Consider the following 19514-nt stretch of genomic DNA (forward strand, 5'->3'; position numbering starts at 1 on the left):
AAATGACAAGAAGGTGGTTGTCTGATTGATCCGCGAGACGCTGGGAAGCAATGCCTGAAAATACCCCCACTGAGACGCCACGCTCGAGATGGTTCTTGGTGCCGATGCAGGCGCTCGTCGCCCCTCTGCTGGCCATGCCGCGTGCTGCCAAACGCGCGCTCGCCTTGCTGGTGGATTCCGGTCTTTGCGTCCTGACGATCTGGCTGGCTTATTGCTTCCGTCTGAACGAATGGACGGTGCTAACCGGCGTGCAGTGGTTGCCGGTCTTCGTCTCCTTGTGCATGGCGCTTCCTATCTTCATCGTCATGGGCATGTATCGGGCGATCTTCCGTTATGCCAACATGGCCGCTTTCATTGCCGTTCTAAAAGCAATTGCGATCTACGGCGTCGCCTTCATGACGATATTTACGGCGCTGAGCGTCCCGGGCGTTCCGAGAACCGTCGGCATTCTCCAGCCCTTCCTGCTGCTGATTGCGATCGGCCTGTCACGGTTGGGCATCCGTTATTGGCTCGGGGATACCTATCAACGTATTCTTCACCAGAATACGCTCGCCAAGGTGTTGATCTATGGGGCGGGAAATGCCGGACGGCAACTCGCCGGCGCTCTGACGAACAGCGCCGAACTCAATGTCGTCGGCTACCTCGATGATGATCCGCGCCTTAAGGGCGGCATCATGGGGGGTTTGCCGATCTATGACCCGTCGGATCTTCCGGTGCTCGCCGAAGCACTTGGCGTGCACAACGTGCTTCTTGCTCTTCCATCCGCATCGCGACAGCGTCGCAATGAAATTCTCGAGCATATCCGCAAAGCCAGGGTGAACGTCCGGACATTGCCGGATCTCACGGCGCTGGCTCAGGGACGAGTCGCGGTCTCCGATATTCGTGAGCTGGAGATCGAAGATCTGCTGGGTAGGGAAGCGGTTGCGCCACGGCAAGAGCTGCTCGACAAGGCGATGCGCAACAAGGTGGTGATGGTCACGGGCGCCGGCGGCTCTATCGGCGGCGAGTTATGTCGCCAGATTCTGCGCAACGCGCCTTCGAGCCTCATCCTCATAGATCAGAACGAGTTTGCGCTTTATAATATTCATGCCGAATTGCTGAAGCTGGCCGAAGTTTACAAGCATGAGAGCCTGCAGATCGTGCCGATCCTTTGTTCCGTCCGCGACCAGGATCGCATGGAACATATCATGCAAAGCTGGCGGCCTCAGACGCTTTATCACGCTGCTGCTTACAAGCATGTGCCTCTCGTCGAACACAATGCCGTGGAAGGCATCAAGAACAATGTCATGGGGACATTGATCACCGCACGTGCGGCAAATAAATGCGGCGTCTCGAATTTCGTGCTGATCAGCACGGACAAAGCCGTGCGCCCGACGAATGTGATGGGCGCCAGCAAGAGGCTGGCCGAGATGGTGCTGCAGGCGCTTGCGGCAGAGCTGACCGCTGACAGATTGCGGACGAACTTCTCGATGGTCCGCTTCGGAAATGTCCTCGGTTCCTCCGGATCCGTCGTGCCGCTGTTCCGGCAGCAGATCAAGGACGGCGGCCCGGTTACCCTGACGCATCCGAAAATAACCCGCTACTTCATGACCATTTCGGAAGCCTCGCAACTTGTCATTCAAGCGGGCGCCATGGCCGACGGCGGCGATGTTTTCCTGCTCGATATGGGCGAGCCCGTCCGCATTGCGGATCTCGCCCGCAAGATGGTCGAACTGTCCGGATTGACCGTCCGGGACGTTGATAATCCAGAAGGGGACATCGAGCTTGCCGTTACCGGCCTGAGGCCCGGTGAGAAGCTTTATGAAGAACTGTTGATCGGGGATAACCCCGAGACAACTGAACATCCGCGGATTATGAAGGCGCGTGAGGATTTCCTGTCCTGGGCGGAACTTTCAAAGAAGCTCAACTCGCTCAATGCGTCATTGGACCGAAACGACATGGTCGCGGCACGTGCGACTTTGGCAGAACTCGTTTCCGGCTATTCCTCGACGGGCGAGGTTTCCGATCTTGCGTTTACCGGCGCCGAAACCAATCCGGCGCATGAAGATGTCAACGCGCTAGCCTCAGCCGCAGGAAATCAGCTTCGAACGACAGGTGCATAACGCGTGCTGCCCCGGTCCGCGCAAATAAGAGTGACCATATAGGCGAAGATCGGATCCAGAGCTTTTTGGTTGAACATGATACCGAAGCTGCCCGTTATAATGTAGCTGCTCGTCAGCAAGAGAGCGAGCGCTATGGCCAAATCGCGGCCAGGGCCAGGTTCCTTTTTCCAAGCACCGATCACGGGCGTCAGGAGCAGCAGCGAAAGCGCTGCGATGCCGAAAAGGCCGGCGTCAATTCCCGCGGTCAGAAAGCCGTTATGGACATGCGAATAGGGCAGTTGCTGCCTTAGGCTCTCCGGGACTTCTGCCAAGACAGCAGCCATACGGTTTTGCGGGCCATAGCCGGTCAACGGATCCTTGGTGATTGCCGATAGGGCGCCCTTGTAAAGAGCAACCCGCGCGCTCAGCGATGTGATATCGCCATTGGTGCTTTCGAGCGATGACAGATTGTCCTGGAGCTCACGGACGCGATAGACGACCTGGTCGCTGCCCAAGGCGAGAAGTGCCAGCAACAGTACCGATCCGGTGATGGCGAGGCTGCGCAGACTGATATGAAATCGGTTTTTGGGAAAATACCAGAGAAAGATGACGAGCTGAACGGGGATGACAAGCCAGGCCGAGCGTGTTCCGGAAAGCAGCGCGCAGCCGAGGCCCGCGGCATATCCCAATATCGCGATCTTTTGCTCCATGCTTTTGGGAGATTGAATATTGAGTAGCGCGACGCCGCCGAAAAGCACGCCGATAACGCCCAGCAGCGCCGCGTTCGAGGTTCCCGCCTCCGCCCTCGGCATCAGGAACAAGACCTGAAGCAGGCTGAAAAGAAAGGTAACGATCATGCCGAGACCCGCGCCGAGGATAAAGAGCGGCATAAGGCGGCCATCGGGAGATTGACGCATACGCGGCAAAATTAGCCAGATCGAAAAGAACGGCAGGAGCCGGAAAATCCAATCCAGTTCTTCCGAGAAAGGCGGATTGACGAATATGCTGACGATCATCACCACCGGGTAAATCGTCATGCAAATGGCAACCACTCGGTCGGACTTCGACAGGTTCAGAGGAAAGCGGGCTCTTGCCAAACAATAGAGGCCCGAGACCATCGACCCGAGGAGGATGAAGGAGTTGAAGTTAGGCGAAAGTCCGGGCAGGATTGCAAAGAGAAAGACCGCAATGCCATTGGTTCGATCAAGCGCGCTTCCTGACCCGTTCCCGGGGTGAAGCACCGCAATCACGAGTTGCCTGAAATAATTCACTTTGGTAGCCCTGACGTGTCGCTTTCCAGCCTCGCTAAGGACCGTTGTCACCGCTGTCAAGCCGTGAAGACAGGAGGAACCTGCGCTTTTTTCACTGTCGTATTCCGGCAACAGCAGATTCGATGCTCATTGCTCCTGCTCGACGACGGTCGCAACAGGCTGCAACAGCAAAGCTGTTCCGAACAGAAAACACGTTTGAGGTGCGAACTATTGAGAAGCTTTGTCATCTGGCGGCGCATTCCCGCTATCAGGGAACGCCTGCAGGCACAGGATCTGAATCTCTCGCCATTCCAACCAAAGTGGCCGGCCGTTGTAGGACAGCGAAGTGCCAGCGCGCCGCCATGTTTGGGCCTGCAGCTATCGCCAATATGGGCGCGGCGCGCTTTCCACCGATGACCGGCCGAGGAGATAGCCGAACCCGAATGCGAGAATACCAATACTGAGCAACAATGCGCTGGCGGTGTGCGGGTGGTTTCTGGCCCCGGCCGTGACTGCATGGACCTCACCTTTCGCCACGCTGGCCGCCGATTGCACAACCTTGGCCAGTCCTTCCGGCGGCTCGACGGGGGTGCCGGTAAATCCGGCGTCCAAGTCCTTTTTGTCGACCATGTCGGGAGACCTTTCCTGCATTGGCTCAAGACCGCAATTTATTTCTGCTCGCGTGTGCCGGGTGAGGCTTCGCGTTGGTCCGCGTCTTCGATATCCGTCTTGACCAAGAAGGCATCGCTATGTTGGCGCGAGGCCTCTCGCAGCGCTTCCAGCTTGGGAGGATTGTCGGTCTCGCCATATTGCGGCGCGGATCCAGTGATCTCGATGCCTGCCCTCCGGCCTGCCTTCCTTCTCCCACAGCGCATGTGCTCTTTTCCGGATCTCCTCCTCGCGGAGCACCGCCGGGCCGGTTTCGTGTGTGGTTTGCCGCGCCATCTTCCCTTTCGGCGCGCCGGTGAGGGAGGATTCCTTCAGCCGTGTGTCGTCGGTCGTGTCTTCATTTTTTGTGCTTCGTACCGGGTTCTTCATCGGCGCCTCCTTGATTGGATCTCAACCAATTCGGCTGATCTAAGTTCCAACCAACAGTCTCGACAGCATCGAAACGCGCGGCGAAACGACCGCGAACCTCCAAATGTGATCCAATTCCTCCGTAGGTCTTGGCAGGGTGTTGCGACTGATATACTAGTATGCCAGAACACGATCGCTGGTTTTGATTATGCGGCAGTCCTCAGAAGCCCAAGCGCCTGCGGTTTCGATTTTTCAGGAAGTCGGTGCGAGGTTGCGACGCGTCACCACGGCCGGTGCCATCTACGAACGTCTCTATGCCGACATCGTCTCGCTCAGGATGCCGCCTGGCCTGTTGCTGCAGGAAAAGCGGATCGCCGAGGATTTCGGGGTGAGCCGCACGCCGGTGCGCGAGGCACTGCTCAGGCTCTCTGAAGGCGGGCTGGTCGACATCTATCCGCAGTCGGGCACGGTCGTATCGCGTGTGCCTGTCGCGTCGATCCCGGAGGCGGTGGTCGTGCGCAAAGCGCTCGAAGGTACGACCGTCGAGACTGCGGCCGAAACCGCCAGCGCTGCCGATATTGCGCATCTGGATGCGATCATCTCCCGGCAGCGCTCGCTTGCCGCGGTCGGCAACGCCTCGAACTTTCATGAGGAGGACGAGGCCTTCCATGAGGCGATCGCTGAGATAGCAGGTTATCCCGGCATCTGGGCGCTTCTGAAGACGGTCAAGGTGCAGATCGACCGGGCGCGGCGGCTGGCGCTGCCGGCGCTTGGGCGCATAGACAACATTGTCCGCGAACACATCGTCATTCGCGACGCGCTCGCCGCCCATGATGCTGCGGCTGCGCGCGGCGCGATGATCCATCACTTGAGCGCCGTCATTCCCGACGTCGACGAATTGCGTTCGCGCTACCCCGATTATTTCTGCTGACGGCAGGATCACTATGAAACGAAAAGGCGAGGAAAGGAACAAGGATGCGGCAGGGTTGGAGATGGTTCGGGCCGGAAGCGCCGGTGACGCTGGATGATGTCCGTCAGACCGGGGCGACCAACATCGTCTCGTCGCTGCATCAGGTGCCGATCGGCCGGGCTTGGACGGAGAAGGAAGTGCGCGAACGCCAATCGCTGATCGAGACGACGCCGGCCGATCGCTCGTCGCTCGTCTGGTCGGTCGTCGAAAGCATTCCGATCCCGGATGCCGTCAAGCGCAGGGGCGGGGAGGCGAAGGCCGAAATCGAGGCGTGGATCGCCAGCCTCGAAGCGGTCGCCGCCTGCGGCATTCCGATCGTCTGCTATAATTTTATGCCCGTCGTGGACTGGACCCGCACCGAACTCGATTACGTGACGCCGACCGGGGCCACCGCCATGCGCTTTGATCATGAGCGTTTCGCGGCCTTCGATCTTTTCATTTTGGAACGGCCGGATGCGGCACGAGACTATTCCGATGCGGATCGCGAACGGGCGCGCATCATCTTCGAGGCAATGTCGGAGGATGAGATCGCCGAAATCACCCGCATCATCACATCGGCTCTGCCGGGTTCGACCACTGAACCTCTGACCATTCCGGCCTTCCGGGAAAAGCTTGTCGCCTATAGCGGCATCGATGCCGCAAAGCTGCGCCGGCACCTGATCGAATTCCTGGAGGCGGTGACGCCGGCGGCGGAAGCACGCGGCGTCAAGCTGACGCTGCATCCCGACGATCCGCCGCGGTCGCTGTTCGGCCTGCCGCGCATCGCCTCGACGGCCGATGATTATGCTGCTCTCTTCGATGCGGTGCCATCGAAGGCGAACGGGATGTGCTATTGCACCGGCAGCCTTGGCGTGCGCGCCGATAACGATTTGCCGGCGATCGCCCGCCGTTTCGCCTCACGGATCTATTTCGCCCATCTGCGCGCAACGACGCGAGAGGGCGATGGCCGAACGTTCCATGAAAGCGCGCATCTGGAAGGCGACGTCGACATGGTCGCGGTTCTCCGGGAACTGGTCGCCGAAGACCGTCGTCGCGGTGACCAGGATACCATCGTCTTCCGCTCGGACCATGGCCACCGCATGCTCGACGATCTCGACAAAACAGTCACGCCCGGCTACCCGGCCATCGGCCGCATGCGCGGCCTTGCTGAACTGCGCGGCATCCTGCATGCGCTAGGCGCTCCGCCGAGCTGAGGGCGCGGACTGTCATGAAATCTCGACCGTAAAGGCGAAGCGCGTGCTCGCGCCGGGCGCTAATATGTTCGTGTACGGCCGCCGCGACAGTTCGCTTGAGCCTCCCGCTTCCGCAGCGGTTCCGTGCCATGGTTCGACGCAGATGAAGGGCGCCCCCGGCTTCGTCCACAGGGCAAGATTCGGCAGGTTTTCGAAATGGAAACGCAAAGTCGGCCCGCCCTCGGCGCCGTAGCGCAGCCCTTCGCCCGCGCCTTTGGGGAAGATCATCGCATCCTGGGCGAACAGGGCATGATCCAGCACCACCCGGCCTTTGTCGAAGGGCGAGGGCAACGGCGCTGGATTGATGAGGCCGCCCTCCAGCCGCACAAGCTCCGGCTCACGCTCATTGTCGAGCGTGACGGTGTGGGCGCGCCCGGAGGCACCCGGCAGCGGCCAGGCAAAGGCCGGATGGAAGCCGAATCCGAACGGTATCGCCTTCTGGTCGCGGTTGCTGACTTCGGCGGTGACGGTCAACGCGCGGCCCTCGACCGCATGTTCCACGGCCAGCAGAAAGTCGAAAGGATAGCTCCTCTGTGTAGCCGCAGAGGCGGCAAGCTCGTACCGGCAGGCCGTTGCCGTAGAGGCTGCGAGGGCAAATTCGCTGCGCCGGGCAAAACCGTGCTGCGCCAAAGGATAGACCATGCCGTCGATCGCGATTTTGTCGTCCGGAGCCTTGCCGACGATCGGAAACAGGATCGGCGAGCGCCCTGTCCAGAAGGTCGCGTCGCCCGTCCACAACCAAGAGCGCCCGTCATTGGTGGTCAGCGCCTGCATTTCTGCGCCGAGGGAAGAGATGTCGACGGTGATATCCCGATTGCCGATCCGGATTGTGCTTGACATAGCAATTCCTTTCACGCTGGTTCGGTACAAGCATAGCTGCCTGCACCGCGGTTTCTATCTGTAGGTGAGAAGACGCACGTCAGCCGTTATTTCCGTATTGCGCCCAGTCTCGCGATCACTTCGTTCGGGATGCCGTGGCGCTGGATGGCGTCGCGGTTGTTGCGCAAGCCGCAAATCTCCCGCTGAATGAAGAATGCCCAGACGGCGTCGGAGGCGTCATTGACAAGCCTCTCGCGTTCCTCTGCGCTTTGATGCTCGCCGGTCCAGGCTTTCAGCGCGGCGAGTGCCGCCTCCACCTTCAGCCCGTGACGCCCGAGCGCATCGGCGCGTTCCGACATCAACTCATATTCGAGGACGTCGAAGCCGTTTCTATCCTGCTGGGATCGTCTGAAGGATTGCGGCGGACGAACGCTCATGGGTGCGGATTCCTTGATCGGCGTAGGCCAACAACATTATCCAATGCGGCCTTCGAGATCGAGAGGGTAAGGGAACGCACCTATCCCGCCGTTTCCCTGCGTGGTAAGGGCGCCATAACTTTTTTTCAGGCCCCGCACACATCATGATTCGTATCGAAAATATCAGCAAGCAGCTCAGCCACCGCATCCTCTTTATCGAGGCTTCGGCAGCCCTCAACAAAGGCGAGAAGATCGGCCTCGTCGGCCCGAACGGCGCCGGCAAGACGACGATCTTCCGGATGATCAACGGTGAGGAGCAGCCCGACGAGGGACAGGTCTCCTGCGAGAAGGGCGTCACCATCGGCTACTTCAACCAGGACGTCGGCGAAATGTCAGGCCACAGCGCCGTCGCCGAGGTGATGAACGGCGCGGGGCCGGTCAGCGTCGTTGCCGCCGAGCTGCGGGAGTTGGAGGCTGCCATGGTCGACCCCGAAAGGGCCGGCGACATGGAGGAGATCATCGAGCGCTACGGCGAGGTGCAGGCGCGTTACGAGGAGCTGGACGGTTATGCGCTCGACGGCCGCGCCCGCGAAGTGCTTGCGGGCCTGAGCTTCAGCCAGGAGATGATGGACGGCGACGTCGGCGCGCTGTCGGGCGGCTGGAAGATGCGTGTGGCGCTTGCCCGCATCCTGCTGATGCGCCCCGATGTCATGCTGCTCGACGAACCGAGCAACCATCTCGATCTCGAAAGCCTGATATGGCTCGAAGAGTTCCTGAAGGGCTATGAGGGTGCGCTGCTGATGACCTCGCATGACCGCGAGTTCATGAACCGCATCGTCAACAAGATCCTCGAGATCGATGCCGGCTCGCTGACCTCCTATTCCGGCGACTATGAATTTTACGAGCAGCAGCGGGCGCAGAACGAAAAACAGCAGCAGGCCCAGTTCGAGCGCCAGCAGGCGATGCTCGCCAAGGAAATCAAGTTCATCGAGCGGTTCAAGGCGCGCGCGTCGCATGCTTCGCAGGTGCAGAGCCGCGTGAAGAAGCTGGAGAAGATCGACCGGGTGGAGCCGCCCAAGCGCCGCCAGTCGGTCGCGTTCGAATTCCAGCCAGCCCCGCGCTCGGGCGAGGACGTGATCAGCTTGAAGAACGTCCATAAGAAATATGGCAGCCGAAGCATCTATGAGGGACTGGACTTCATGGTGCGGCGGCGGGAACGCTGGTGCATCATGGGCATCAACGGCGCCGGCAAATCGACGTTACTGAAGCTGGTGACGGGCACCACGACGCCCGACGAAGGCAGTGTCGCTCTCGGGGCGAGCGTCAAGATGGGTTATTTCGCCCAGCACGCCATGGATATTCTCGATGGCGAGCGCACGATCTTCCAATCGCTGGAAGATCGGTTTCCCCAGGCAGGGCAGGGGCCTTTGCGGGCTCTCGCCGGATGTTTCGGTTTTTCCGGCGATGATGTCGAGAAAAGGTGCCGGGTGCTGTCAGGTGGCGAGAAGGCCCGATTGGTCATGGCGATGATGCTGTTCGACCCGCCGAACCTGCTCGTGCTCGACGAACCGACCAACCATCTCGACCTCGACACGAAGGAAATGCTGATCAAGGCGCTCTCGCAATATGAGGGCACCATGCTCTTTGTATCCCACGACCGGCATTTCCTGGCTGCCCTTTCCAACCGCGTGCTGGAGCTGACGCCGGAGGGCGTCCATCAATATGGCGGCGGTTACACGGAGTATGTGGCGCGCACGGGCCATGAGGCGCCTGGCCTGCGCAGCTGACGGCTACTTTTTCGTCGGCAGGTCGAAGCATCGAAATCGAAACGACCAGCAGAGCGCCGTCCGAAATAGTGTTGGATGGCCCGAGCTTTATCGGCGGTTTTATGTGAGCGAAGAAGAGCGCCAGCCGACATTGCCGGCGCTCTGCCACGATGATGACCCATTTCCGTGGTGTTCGGGCCTTCTTCAAACAATCGGGGCGGGCACATCAGCATGGACTGGATCAATCGTCACATCGATCAGCCGTTATTGAACGGCGCGGCAGGCTTGCTGCGGCAGTGGCACATTCGTACGCGGCAGTCGCCGGAGCTGCTGGAGCCGACATGGAATCTCGTCGTACTGTCCTTTCTCTTTATCGCGAGCGGACAGGTTATGGCGGGCAAACCTTTCGCGCTCAGCATCGCCGCGCTGATCATGCTGGCCCTGCCTTCAGCCAAAAAATTGCTTTCGGCGGTCAAGGCAGGGGGAAGCGCCTATGGCGCCCGGGAATACAAGTCGTCGAGGGCGCGCGCCGTCGCCAAACGGGAGGCGGAATGGTCGGTGCGGATTATCGTGCTGTTTTCATCCGCCTGCCTTCCATTCATCGCCCGCATCGACGATCCGGTGGGCGCCTGTTTCATGCTGGGGGCAAGTATCTGGTTCGTGCTGACCGGGCCGCTCAAGACCTATCTCGATGCCGCCGAACCTCCCGAACCGACCGAAGGCGACCGGATGTACAGCGGCGTCTTTCATTTCGGTTGAACAAAGCCAATGCCACGGTCCATCCGCAGGCCGTGAGAGTGAGGGAACCAAACCGGGCGGTCGCCGTTATCTCCGCAGCAACGTAAAAGGAGATTGCGATGCTTTACTACGCTCTGGTGTTTCTCGTTGTGGCCTTGATTGCCGGTGTCCTCGGATTTGGCGGCATCGCAGGGGCTTCAGCTTCCATTGCCCAGGTTCTGTTCTTCATTTTCCTGGTGTTGTTCGTCGTCTCGCTTGTCATGCGCTTCATGCGCAGAGTATAGTGAAGATGGGTCAAGTATAAAACCCGGTGATAATTATCACCGGGTTTTGTTTTTCTTGACGGGCCTCGCCGGCCGGTGGAGACCGAATGTGCTTTTCGTGCAACCATTCCTAACAAGATCGTGAAAGACCGCATGCTGGTCGCATATGCCTTCGAAATGTCCCAATGGGGCTGAACCGTGGGGCTGTCGCTTGCGCCTTCCCACGCGCTTTGAGACGCGACGCGAAAACGGCGCCGTCCGGGATTGCTTTGCCGTCCCTACGATATCCGGTGCCGCCAGCCGGGTGTTCCCGTCACGATTTGAGAAGGAGAGACTTATGAAAAAAACTCTTGCGACGGCGTTTGCCGCGGTATCGTTGACGTTTGTCGGCGCGGGGGCGGCCAATGCCGCCGACCCCGTCACCAGAACCTATGAAGAGCCGGACCTTCGCAACGGCGTGAAGATCGGTTATCTCACTTGCGATATCGGCGGCGGCACGGGTTATGTGCTCGGTTCGTCCAAGGAAGCCGATTGCGTCTTTCAGTCCATTGTCGGCAATGAGCTTTTCGATCATTACACCGGCGAAATTCGAAAGCTTGGCATCGATCTCGGCTTCACCACGCGCAGTCGCCTGATCTGGGCGGTGTTTGCACCGACGGCTGGTTATCACCGCGGGTCGCTCGCCGGACTTTATGTCGGCGCCAGCGCAGAGGCGACGGTCGGTGCTGGCGTCGGCGCCAACCTCCTGGTCGGAGGCACCTCCGGTTCAATCCATTTGCAGACGGTTAGCCTGACCGGCCAGCTCGGCCTGAACGTTGCGGCCGGCAGCGCATCGATGACGTTGACCCCGGCGGATTGACGGGTTTTGTCGCCCCCGCCGCGACGCGGCGGGGGCGTCACGAGATTATTCGGTTGGCTTGCTGGCGACGAAACGATGGATATCCGAATTGCAACGCCCGACGAGGATGAGATCCTGGTCGGCCACTACCTGAAAATCTGGGACAGCTATGGCACGCCGCCCGAACATTACAGGCTGGATGCAGCGGCGCGGATATTGTCGTTTTTGAGAAGCGGGCGCGAGGAGCGACGCCTTGCCTCGTTCCTGGCCGTTGTGGGCGATGAAATCGCCGGTTCCGTATCTTGCCAGCTGCACCAATCGCCGTTTCCGGAAGTCATTCGGCCGGAGCAGCGGTTGCACGGTTACATCTGGTCCGTCTATGTCGCCGAGGCCTTCCGCCGGCGCGGCATTGCTTTGGCGCTGACGAACAGGGCCGTTGATTATCTGAAATCCATCGGCTGCACGACTGCCGTCATCCATGCCTCGGATGTGGGGGAACCAGTCTATCGCAGCGCTGGCTTCGAGCTGGCGAAGGAAATGCGCCTGAAGTTTCCTGTGGAGTGAGCCGCGTAGCCGAAGCGCCTACAGACGGCTGAGGAATGTGCGCGGCGCGTTTTCTGTTTATGTTTTCGGCTTGCCAGGTGCGATAAAGGCTTTGATCGACGTCTCGTTATGCCCGGCTTCGCGCAGGAAGCGGCTGGCGAATTCGATGGCAGGGCTTCTCAATGCATCGTCCGGCCGGATCAGGTGAAAAGCGACATGGGAATCGAGGGTACGCTGTGACACTGCGACAACGCGCCCGGCGGCAAGCGCGGCATCCGACAGCGGCGGCCGCGCAAGCGCAATGCCGAGCCCTTGCGCGCAGGCATCGACCACCAGATTGTAATCCTCGAAGCGTCGGTCCTGACCACGCGGCGTATAGTCGACGCCCTCACGCGCTAGCCAGCGACGCCAGCCCTCGATATTGGAGTCGTGAAGGATCGGCAGATCGAGCAGCGAAAGCGCATCCGAGCGCTGCCCGAGTCGCGCTGCCATCGCCGGTGAGGCGATCGGAAAAGATTTCTCCTGCCAGAGCGGCAGGGCGCGCACGCCGGCCCATGGTCCCTTGCCGCAGCGGATGGCAAGGTCCGTGCCTTCGCCAAAGTCCGCCAGGCGATGCTCGAGCGTCAATTCGACATGCAGCTCATTTCCTTCGAGCTTCGCCAGGCGCGGAAACAACCATAGAGAGGCGACGGACGGGGTAACGGAAAGGCGCACCATCGCTTTGTTCGGCCGTGGCAGCCAGCGCTCGCCGGTGTTGCCGAGCAGGGAAAGGGCTTCTTCGGCACGGGCGAAGAAGCGCATGCCCTCCGGGGTGAGGCGCACACCGCGAGCTTCACGCGCGAAGAGCCGCACACCCATCCAGCGCTCGAGCCGTGAGACCTGCCGCGATACGGCGCCATGGGTGATTCCGCTTTCCTCGGCCGCGGCCGAAAACGATCCGAGTCGGGCGGCGCGGGCAAAGGTCTCGAGCGTATCGAGCGGTGGGAGCACTGGCGAGCTGTGAACCATGCGCACATTTGATCATCGATTGCGGTGCTTTTCAAGCATGCGTCCAAGGCCTAATCCATTGTCGCACGCACAGATGGAGGCGAAAATGAGCATGGCGGCAAGCGCACCGGTTTCGGCAAAAGAGCAAGGCGGCTTCGATCTGATCGCCTTTGCGGCGATTGTCGTCACCATTCTCTTCTGGGCCTCTTCCTTCGTGGTCATTCGCATCTGTCTCGGTCCGCTGACGCCGATCGAACTGGCAACGGCGCGTTATGTGGCGGCCGGTGTTCTCGCCCTTGTCTACCTCGCCATCTACCGGCCGATGCCGGAAAAGCGTGATTTCGTCCGCCTCTCGGTCGCTGCCGTCCTCTTCATCGCCGCCTATGCGGTACTCCTGAACACCGGCGAGCAGACGGTGGCGGCGGGGCCGGCGAGCTTCATCATCAATACCATGCCCGTCTTCACCGCCCTGATTGCCACATTCGCGCTCGGCGAGCGCTTCGGACGCTGGGGCTGGGCGGGTACTGCAGTTTCCTTCGGCGGCGTGGCGCTGATCGCCGTCGCCTCCGATGGCGGCTTTAAGCTCGATCCGAACGCTGTGTTGATCCTCGGCGCAGCGCTCTGCTCGGCGATATCAAGCGTGCTGCAGAAGCCGCTGCTCGCTCGCCTGCCGGCGCTTGCCGTCACCGCCTGGATCCTGCTGATCGGCTCCGTGCCGCTGTTTCCGGCCGTCCCATCGACGATCCGCGCGCTGGCGGCGGCGCCGGCAGAGGTCAATTGGGGCGTTGCCTATCTCGTCATCTTCCCGACTGCGATCGGCTATCTCACTTGGGCCATCGCCTTGAAGCGGCTGACGGCCGCGCGCGCCTCGAATTTTCTCTACGGCGTCCCGCCGGTCGCAACGCTGATCGGGTTCGTCTGGCTGGGCGAGACGCCGACGGCACTGGGTGCTGCCGGCGGCCTCATGGCGATCCTTGGCGTGCTCGTGGTCAACGTCATGCGGAAGCGATAACTGCATCGCGCTTCCGCGACGTTCGGAGTGCGGAAGCCGGGCGACTGACAAATAGGCATTGCGCCGCCGTTCGCTTTCTTTAAAAACGAAAGCAGAGCGAAAGGGGCGCCGATGTTCTTGACCGACCGACAAACTGAAATCGTGGCGATTGCGAAATCGAGCGGCAGGGTTCTGGTCGAGGAGCTCGCCTCCCGCTTTTCGGTGACGCCGCAAACGATCCGCAAGGATCTGAACGATCTCTGCGATGCGCAGGTCCTGACGCGCATCCATGGCGGCGCAACTTTTCCGAGCGGAACGGAGAACGTCAAATACGAGGCGCGGCGCCAGATCGCCGCTTCGGAGAAACAGGCGATCGGCATGGCGGCCGTCGAACTGATCCCGAGCGGGGCCTCGCTCTTCATCAATATCGGCACGACCACCGAGGCGGTGGGCGAGGCGCTCGCCAATCATCACGAGCTGATGGTGATCACCAATAATATCAACGTCGCCAACCGGTTACGTCTCTTTCCGGCAATCGAGGTGGTGATCGCCGGCGGAGTCGTGCGCGGGTCGGACGGCGGTATCGTCGGCGAAGCGGCGGTCGATTTCATCCGCCAGTTCAAGGTCGATTATGCCGTTATCGGCGCTTCGGCGATCGATATCGACGGCGCGCTTCTCGACTATGACTTTCGCGAGGTGAAGGTCGCACAGGCGATCATCGCCAATGCGCGCCACGTCATTCTCGTTGCCGATTCCACGAAGTTCGAACGCACCGCGCCGGTCCGGATCGGCCAGCTCTCCCAGGTTCACACCTTCATCACCGACCACTGTCCGGTGCCGTCGATCCGCAATCTCTGCCTGGAAAACAATGTGAAGCTGATCGAAACAAACAGCAGATCGCGATAACGCGACAACATTCGTTTGACATTCGTATTTCTTTCGTTTTAACTGATGCCACTTTCGCAATCGCGCAAATTTTGTGCGATGCGAAATCTGCAGCAGGCTCGGAGGGGCAATTGAGCCGGGAGATATACGATATTTTCGTCATTGGCGGCGGCATCAACGGCTGCGGCATCGCGCGTGATGCCGTCGGGCGCGGCTATTCCGTCGCGTTGGCGGAGATGAACGATTTCGCCTCCGGCACCTCATCCGGCGCCACCAAGCTGATCCATGGCGGCCTGCGTTATCTCGAGCATTACGAATTCCGCCTGGTGCGTGAATCGTTGATGGAGCGCGAGATCCTCTGGGCGATGGCGCCGCACATCATCTGGCCGCTGCGTTTCGTATTGCCTTATCATAAGGGCGGCATTCGCCCCGCCTGGCTGATCCGGCTCGGCCTCTTGCTTTACGATCACCTCGGTGGCCGCAAGCTGCTGCCGGCGACGTCGGTGCTCGACATGCGCAGGGATCCGGCCGGCAAGCCGCTGAAGGCGCTGTTCACAAGGGCGTTCGAATATTCCGACGGCTGGGTCGACGATGCCCGCATGGTCGTGTTGAACGCCCGCGACGCTGCCGACAAAGGGGCGACGATCATGCCGCGCACCAAAGTGGTGTCGGCGCGGCGCGAGAGTGGCCTCTGGCACATTGAAACAACCGATACGGTCACTGGCCGCAATGACAGCCATCAGGCCCGCATGCTGATCAATGCCGCCGGTCCCTGGGTCGATCATGTCATCCGTTCCGCCTTCGGCCAGAATGGGGCTCATCATGTCCGTCTCGTTCAGGGCAGCCATATCGTCGTCAGGAAGAAGTTCGACGGCCCCCGTGCCTATTTCTTCCAGAATCCCGACAACCGCATCATCTTCGCTATTCCCTATGAGGGCGACTTCACCCTGATCGGCACCACCGACCGCGACTATACCGCCGATCCAAAAGATGTCCGGATCTCCGAGGAGGAGACCGTCTACCTCTGCAACGCGGCTTCGGAATATTTCAAGGAGCCGGTGCGGCCTGAGGACATCGTCTGGACCTACTCGGCAGTCAGGCCGCTTTTTGACGACGGCGCCTCGAAGGCGCAGGAGGCGACGCGCGATTATGTGCTGAAGCTGGAAGGCGAGGGCGGGGCTGCGCCGCTGCTCAACGTCTTCGGCGGCAAGCTGACCACCTATCGCCGGCTTTCAGAACATGCGCTGGAGAAGATCGGCGCCGCGATCGGCGTGAAGGGTGCTCCTTGGACGGCCAAAAGCCATCTGCCCGGCGGCGACTTCCCGGTCCGTGGCTACGAAGCGGAGGTCGCCGGTCTGAAGCGGCGCTATCCGTTCCTTGCCGATGCACACGCCCGCCGGCTGGTGCGCCGCTACGGCACGCGGGCTGTGACGCTGCTTGGCGCTGCCCGCGGCCTTGAGGACCTCGGACGGCTGTTCGGCGGCGATCTCTACGAGATCGAGGTCAAATATCTCGTCGAGCATGAATGGGCCCGGCACGCCGAAGACGTGCTGTGGAGGAGAACAAAGGATGGTCTGCGCCTTTCGAAGGAACAGGCTCAGTCACTGGAGGAGTACATGGCTGCCATACCGGCGATGGCCGGATAAGGCGGCGTGTGGTCCCCGCTGCGTGGAGGCACGGGAATCGGAATGCTGGAACTGCGAAACGCCGCCAAGATGGTAGGCGCGGACTATCACATCTATCCGACCGATCTGGTCCTTGAGCGGGGCACGCTGAATGTCCTGCTCGGGCCGACGCTGTCGGGCAAGACGTCGCTGATGCGGCTGATGGCCGGGCTCGACCGTCCGACCGCCGGCTCCGTGCATTTCGACGGCGCCGATGTCACCGGCATGCCGGTGCAGAAGCGCAATGTCGCCATGGTCTACCAGCAGTTCATCAACTATCCGGCATTGACCGTTTATGAAAACATCGCCTCGCCGATGCGCATCTCGGGCAAGGACGCCGCCACGATCGACCGCGACGTGCGCAAGGCCGCCGAGCTTCTGAAGCTCACGCCCTATCTCGACCGCACACCGCTGAACCTGTCCGGCGGGCAGCAGCAGCGTACCGCGCTTGCCCGCGCGCTCGTCAAGAATGCCAGCCTCGTGCTGATGGACGAGCCGCTTGCCAATCTCGATTACAAATTGCGCGAAGAACTGCGTGAGGAGCTGCCGAAGATTTTTGCCCAGTCCGGCGCGATCTTCGTCTACGCCACGACGGAACCCTCGGAAGCCTTGTTGCTTGGTGGCAATACGGCAGCGCTCAACGAGGGCCGGATCACACAGTTCGGGCCGACGATCGAGGTCTACCGCAATCCGCTCGATCTGACGACGGCGAAAACTTTCGCCGATCCGCCGCTGAATTTTATTGATCTGGTCAAATCGGACGGCAATTTCCTGCGCGATGGCGATGTGATTTTTGCCGTGCCGGCGCATCTTCAGAACGTGCCGGACGGGCCGGCAACGATCGCGTTTCACCCGCATCATCTTGCTCCAACCGCCCAGACGGCCAATTCGGCGCGGCTGACGGCACGGACACAAATTTCGGAGATCACGGGGTCGGAAAGTTTCGTGCATCTGCAATTTGCCGATACCCGCTGGGTGATGCTCGCGCACGGCATCCACAACATCGACCCGGACGCGGACCTCTCCGTTTTCATCGACACGCGCCACCTGATGGCGTTCGGAGCGGACGGCCGGGCGATCACTACCGTAGGGCAGAGGGGCTAGGAGAAGATCATGGCACGTATCACCCTCGATCATATTCGACACGCCTATGGGCCGAACCCGAAGAGCGAGAAGGACTACGCTCTCAAGGAAGTGCATCACGAGTGGAACGATGGCGGCGCCTATGCGCTGCTCGGACCTTCAGGCTGCGGAAAGACCTCGCTGCTCAATATCATTTCCGGCCTTATCCAGCCGTCCGAAGGGCGAATTCTCTTCGATGGACACGATGTTACGGACCTGCCGACGCAACAGCGAAATATTGCGCAGGTATTCCAGTTTCCGGTCATCTACGACACGATGACCGTCTATGACAATCTGGCTTTCCCCTTGCGCAACCGCGGAGTGGCGGAGCCGGATGTTGATCGTCGTGTCCGCGAAATATTGGAGATGATCGATCTTGGAGGCTGGGCCAAGCGACGTGCCCGCGGTTTGACGGCGGACCAAAAGCAGAAGATTTCGCTCGGCCGCGGCCTCGTGCGCTCGGATGTGAACGCGATTCTCTTCGACGAGCCGCTCACTGTTATCGATCCGCATATGAAATGGGTGCTGCGATCGCAGCTGAAGCGGCTGCATAAGCAGTTCGGTTTTACCATGGTCTATGTCACGCATGACCAGACGGAGGCGCTGACCTTCGCCGACAAGGTCGTGGTGATGTACGATGGCCAGATTGTGCAGATCGGCACGCCGGCCGAACTCTTCGAACGTCCGAGCCACACCTTCGTCGGCTACTTCATCGGTTCTCCGGGTATGAACTTCATGCCGGCCAAGGTGGAAGGCCGCACGGTTCGGGTCGGCGAGCATGCGCTGACGCTCGACTATGCGCCGAAAACGGCGGCAGCCGCCAAGGTAGAGCTTGGAATCCGGCCCGAGTTTGTTCGGGTCGGCCGCGAAGGCATGCCGGTGACCGTCAGCAAGGTGGAAGACATCGGCCGGCAGAAGATCGTCCGCGCGCAGTTTGCCGGCCAGCCAATCGCGATCGTCGTTCCTGAGGACGAGGAAATTCCGGCTGATCCCCGGGTGACCTTCGAGCCGTCGGGTATCAGTATCTATGCCGACTCTTGGCGCGCTGGACCGGAGGCTTGATCATGGAAAAAACCTGGAACAACAAAGCGTGGTTTCTGGTCCTGCCGGTCCTCGTGCTAGTGGCGTTCTCGGCCGTCATCCCCTTGATGACGGTTGTGAACTATTCCGTTCAGGACACTTTCGGAAACAACCAGTTCTTCTGGAACGGAACGGACTGGTTTACCCAAGTCCTGCATTCCGACCGTTTCTGGGCCGCCCTGCAGCGAAACCTGATTTTTTCGCTGATCATTCTCGCTCTCGAGATCCCGCTCGGTATCTTCATTGCGCTCAACATGCCAAAATCGGGCATTGGCGTGCCCGTGTGCCTGGTTCTGATGGCACTGCCACTGCTGATCCCGTGGAACGTTGTCGGCACGATCTGGCAGGTGTTCGGCCGCAACGACATTGGTTTGTTCGGCTATTACATCAATGCCATCGGCATCGATTACAACTATGTGCAGGATCCGCTCGATGCCTGGGTGACGATCATCATCATGGATGTCTGGCATTGGACGAGCTTGGTCGTCTTGCTCTGCTATGCCGGCCTCGTTTCCATTCCAGATGCCTTCTATCAGGCAGCCAAGATCGACGGTGCGTCTCGTTGGGCCGTATTCCGCTATATCCAACTGCCAAAGATGAAGCGCGTTCTTCTGATCGCCGTGCTGCTGCGTTTCATGGATAGTTTCATGATCTATACCGAGCCGTTTGTCGTTACGGGCGGCGGTCCGGGCAACTCGACCACTTTCCTGTCGATCGATCTGGTCAAAACCGCGCTCGGACAGTTTGACCTCGGTCCGGCCGCTGCCATGTCGCTGATCTATTTCCTCATCATCCTGCTGCTTTCGTGGGTGTTCTACACCGTCATGACAAGCCACGACGCGGAGAATTGAA

General features: G+C 60.4%; 20 protein-coding genes. 14 read left to right on the forward strand and 6 right to left on the reverse strand.

The window, feature by feature from the left end; genetic code table 11:
• The first annotated feature begins 50 nt into the window (after positions 1-50).
• Positions 51-2102 carry a polysaccharide biosynthesis protein gene (locus B5E41_RS10980; protein WP_082929700.1) on the forward strand — a complete coding sequence of 684 codons (2052 nt, stop codon included), beginning with the start codon at positions 51-53 and terminating at the stop codon, positions 2100-2102.
• Here the strand turns inward: B5E41_RS10980 and B5E41_RS10985 are convergent.
• The 3 genes from B5E41_RS10985 to B5E41_RS10995 form a co-directional block, all read right to left on the reverse strand.
• Positions 2078-3352 (reverse strand): O-antigen ligase family protein, encoded by a 1275-nt coding sequence (locus tag B5E41_RS10985; protein ID WP_088393498.1) that lies wholly within the window; start codon positions 3350-3352, stop codon positions 2078-2080. The two genes, B5E41_RS10980 and B5E41_RS10985, sit on opposite strands and share 25 nt — an antisense overlap.
• Before the next feature lie 357 nt (positions 3353-3709).
• Positions 3710-3961: a hypothetical protein gene (locus B5E41_RS10990; RefSeq protein ID WP_088393784.1), complete on the reverse strand. Its 252-nt coding sequence runs from the start codon at positions 3959-3961 to the stop codon at positions 3710-3712.
• A 117-nt stretch (positions 3962-4078) separates the two neighbouring features.
• Positions 4079-4369: a DUF2934 domain-containing protein gene (locus B5E41_RS10995; protein ID WP_245303076.1), complete on the reverse strand. Its 291-nt coding sequence runs from the start codon at positions 4367-4369 to the stop codon at positions 4079-4081.
• A gap of 187 nt (positions 4370-4556) precedes the next feature.
• On the opposite strand from B5E41_RS10995, the gene B5E41_RS11000 reads away from it, so the two are divergent.
• Both B5E41_RS11000 and uxuA read left to right on the forward strand, forming a co-directional pair.
• Positions 4557-5279 carry a GntR family transcriptional regulator gene (locus tag B5E41_RS11000; protein ID WP_088393500.1) on the forward strand — a complete coding sequence of 241 codons (723 nt, stop codon included), beginning with the start codon at positions 4557-4559 and terminating at the stop codon, positions 5277-5279.
• A gap of 44 nt (positions 5280-5323) precedes the next feature.
• Positions 5324-6511, forward strand: coding sequence for a mannonate dehydratase (gene uxuA, locus B5E41_RS11005; RefSeq protein ID WP_088393502.1), 1188 nt, complete (start codon positions 5324-5326; stop codon positions 6509-6511).
• A 12-nt stretch (positions 6512-6523) separates the two neighbouring features.
• Here uxuA and B5E41_RS11010 read toward each other — a convergent pair whose 3' ends face one another.
• Together B5E41_RS11010 and B5E41_RS11015 are read right to left on the reverse strand one after the other, a co-directional pair.
• Positions 6524-7390, reverse strand: coding sequence for an aldose 1-epimerase family protein (locus tag B5E41_RS11010; RefSeq protein WP_088393504.1), 867 nt, complete (start codon positions 7388-7390; stop codon positions 6524-6526).
• A gap of 86 nt (positions 7391-7476) precedes the next feature.
• Positions 7477-7806: a DUF6665 family protein gene (locus tag B5E41_RS11015; RefSeq protein ID WP_088393506.1), complete on the reverse strand. Its 330-nt coding sequence runs from the start codon at positions 7804-7806 to the stop codon at positions 7477-7479.
• A gap of 143 nt (positions 7807-7949) precedes the next feature.
• Here B5E41_RS11015 and B5E41_RS11020 point away from each other — a divergent pair, with 143 nt between their 5' ends.
• The 5 genes from B5E41_RS11020 (at position 7950) to B5E41_RS11040 (ending at position 11954) form a co-directional block, all read left to right on the forward strand.
• The gene (locus B5E41_RS11020; RefSeq protein WP_088393508.1) at positions 7950-9572 is read left to right on the forward strand and encodes an ABC-F family ATP-binding cassette domain-containing protein; all 1623 of its coding nucleotides are present in this window, start codon (positions 7950-7952) and stop codon (positions 9570-9572) included.
• A gap of 210 nt (positions 9573-9782) precedes the next feature.
• Positions 9783-10310 (forward strand): hypothetical protein, encoded by a 528-nt coding sequence (locus B5E41_RS11025; RefSeq protein WP_088393510.1) that lies wholly within the window; start codon positions 9783-9785, stop codon positions 10308-10310.
• 98 nt (positions 10311-10408) lie between these two features.
• The gene (locus tag B5E41_RS11030; protein ID WP_003571841.1) at positions 10409-10573 is read left to right on the forward strand and encodes a DUF1328 domain-containing protein; all 165 of its coding nucleotides are present in this window, start codon (positions 10409-10411) and stop codon (positions 10571-10573) included.
• A 316-nt stretch (positions 10574-10889) separates the two neighbouring features.
• A complete protein-coding gene (locus tag B5E41_RS11035) occupies positions 10890-11411 on the forward strand; it encodes a DUF992 domain-containing protein (protein ID WP_011427480.1) in 522 nt (173 codons plus the stop codon).
• 75 nt (positions 11412-11486) lie between these two features.
• Positions 11487-11954, forward strand: coding sequence for a GNAT family N-acetyltransferase (locus tag B5E41_RS11040; protein ID WP_088393512.1), 468 nt, complete (start codon positions 11487-11489; stop codon positions 11952-11954).
• A gap of 57 nt (positions 11955-12011) precedes the next feature.
• Here B5E41_RS11040 and B5E41_RS11045 read toward each other — a convergent pair whose 3' ends face one another.
• The gene (locus tag B5E41_RS11045; RefSeq protein ID WP_088393514.1) at positions 12012-12941 is read right to left on the reverse strand and encodes a LysR substrate-binding domain-containing protein; all 930 of its coding nucleotides are present in this window, start codon (positions 12939-12941) and stop codon (positions 12012-12014) included.
• A gap of 73 nt (positions 12942-13014) precedes the next feature.
• Here B5E41_RS11045 and B5E41_RS11050 point away from each other — a divergent pair, with 73 nt between their 5' ends.
• The 6 genes from B5E41_RS11050 (at position 13015) to B5E41_RS11075 (ending at position 19513) form a co-directional block, all read left to right on the forward strand.
• Positions 13015-13932, forward strand: a complete 918-nt coding sequence (locus B5E41_RS11050; protein ID WP_088393516.1) for a DMT family transporter — start codon at positions 13015-13017, stop codon at positions 13930-13932.
• A 111-nt stretch (positions 13933-14043) separates the two neighbouring features.
• On the forward strand, positions 14044-14817 hold the full coding sequence (locus B5E41_RS11055; RefSeq protein WP_004673604.1) for a DeoR/GlpR family DNA-binding transcription regulator: 774 nt from the start codon (positions 14044-14046) through the stop codon (positions 14815-14817).
• Between the two features lie 110 nt (positions 14818-14927).
• Complete coding sequence (glpD, locus tag B5E41_RS11060; protein WP_088393518.1) at positions 14928-16442, forward strand: glycerol-3-phosphate dehydrogenase; 1515 nt, start codon at positions 14928-14930, stop codon at positions 16440-16442.
• A gap of 42 nt (positions 16443-16484) precedes the next feature.
• The gene (locus tag B5E41_RS11065; RefSeq protein ID WP_088393520.1) at positions 16485-17564 is read left to right on the forward strand and encodes an ABC transporter ATP-binding protein; all 1080 of its coding nucleotides are present in this window, start codon (positions 16485-16487) and stop codon (positions 17562-17564) included.
• A gap of 9 nt (positions 17565-17573) precedes the next feature.
• Positions 17574-18644: an ABC transporter ATP-binding protein gene (locus tag B5E41_RS11070; RefSeq protein ID WP_064812421.1), complete on the forward strand. Its 1071-nt coding sequence runs from the start codon at positions 17574-17576 to the stop codon at positions 18642-18644.
• 2 nt (positions 18645-18646) lie between these two features.
• Entirely contained in the window at positions 18647-19513 is an 867-nt protein-coding gene (locus B5E41_RS11075) for a carbohydrate ABC transporter permease (RefSeq protein WP_012489874.1), read from the forward strand.
• Position 19514: the final 1 nt, after the last annotated feature.

It is taken from the genome of Rhizobium esperanzae (genome assembly GCF_002204185.1).
Classification (GTDB): domain Bacteria; phylum Pseudomonadota; class Alphaproteobacteria; order Rhizobiales; family Rhizobiaceae; genus Rhizobium; species Rhizobium esperanzae.

Excerpts from the sequence above, each read along its gene's own strand:
- B5E41_RS10980 (WP_082929700.1), top strand. The coding sequence starts at position 51 with ATGCCTGAAAATACCCCCACTGAGACGCCACGCTCGAGATGGTTCTTG.
- B5E41_RS10990 (WP_088393784.1), bottom strand. The coding sequence starts at position 3,961 with ATGGTCGACAAAAAGGACTTGGACGCCGGATTTACCGGCACCCCCGTC.
- B5E41_RS11010 (WP_088393504.1), bottom strand. The coding sequence starts at position 7,390 with ATGTCAAGCACAATCCGGATCGGCAATCGGGATATCACCGTCGACATC.
- B5E41_RS11075 (WP_012489874.1), top strand. The coding sequence starts at position 18,647 with ATGGAAAAAACCTGGAACAACAAAGCGTGGTTTCTGGTCCTGCCGGTC.
- B5E41_RS11025 (WP_088393510.1), top strand. The coding sequence starts at position 9,783 with ATGGACTGGATCAATCGTCACATCGATCAGCCGTTATTGAACGGCGCG.
- B5E41_RS11070 (WP_064812421.1), top strand. The coding sequence starts at position 17,574 with ATGGCACGTATCACCCTCGATCATATTCGACACGCCTATGGGCCGAAC.
- B5E41_RS11020 (WP_088393508.1), top strand. The coding sequence starts at position 7,950 with ATGATTCGTATCGAAAATATCAGCAAGCAGCTCAGCCACCGCATCCTC.
- B5E41_RS11030 (WP_003571841.1), top strand. The coding sequence starts at position 10,409 with ATGCTTTACTACGCTCTGGTGTTTCTCGTTGTGGCCTTGATTGCCGGT.
- B5E41_RS11050 (WP_088393516.1), top strand. The coding sequence starts at position 13,015 with ATGGAGGCGAAAATGAGCATGGCGGCAAGCGCACCGGTTTCGGCAAAA.
- B5E41_RS11000 (WP_088393500.1), top strand. The coding sequence starts at position 4,557 with ATGCGGCAGTCCTCAGAAGCCCAAGCGCCTGCGGTTTCGATTTTTCAG.
- B5E41_RS11015 (WP_088393506.1), bottom strand. The coding sequence starts at position 7,806 with ATGAGCGTTCGTCCGCCGCAATCCTTCAGACGATCCCAGCAGGATAGA.
- uxuA (WP_088393502.1), top strand. The coding sequence starts at position 5,324 with ATGCGGCAGGGTTGGAGATGGTTCGGGCCGGAAGCGCCGGTGACGCTG.
- B5E41_RS11055 (WP_004673604.1), top strand. The coding sequence starts at position 14,044 with ATGTTCTTGACCGACCGACAAACTGAAATCGTGGCGATTGCGAAATCG.
- B5E41_RS11035 (WP_011427480.1), top strand. The coding sequence starts at position 10,890 with ATGAAAAAAACTCTTGCGACGGCGTTTGCCGCGGTATCGTTGACGTTT.
- B5E41_RS11065 (WP_088393520.1), top strand. The coding sequence starts at position 16,485 with ATGCTGGAACTGCGAAACGCCGCCAAGATGGTAGGCGCGGACTATCAC.
- B5E41_RS11045 (WP_088393514.1), bottom strand. The coding sequence starts at position 12,941 with ATGGTTCACAGCTCGCCAGTGCTCCCACCGCTCGATACGCTCGAGACC.
- B5E41_RS11040 (WP_088393512.1), top strand. The coding sequence starts at position 11,487 with ATGGATATCCGAATTGCAACGCCCGACGAGGATGAGATCCTGGTCGGC.
- B5E41_RS10995 (WP_245303076.1), bottom strand. The coding sequence starts at position 4,369 with ATGAAGAACCCGGTACGAAGCACAAAAAATGAAGACACGACCGACGAC.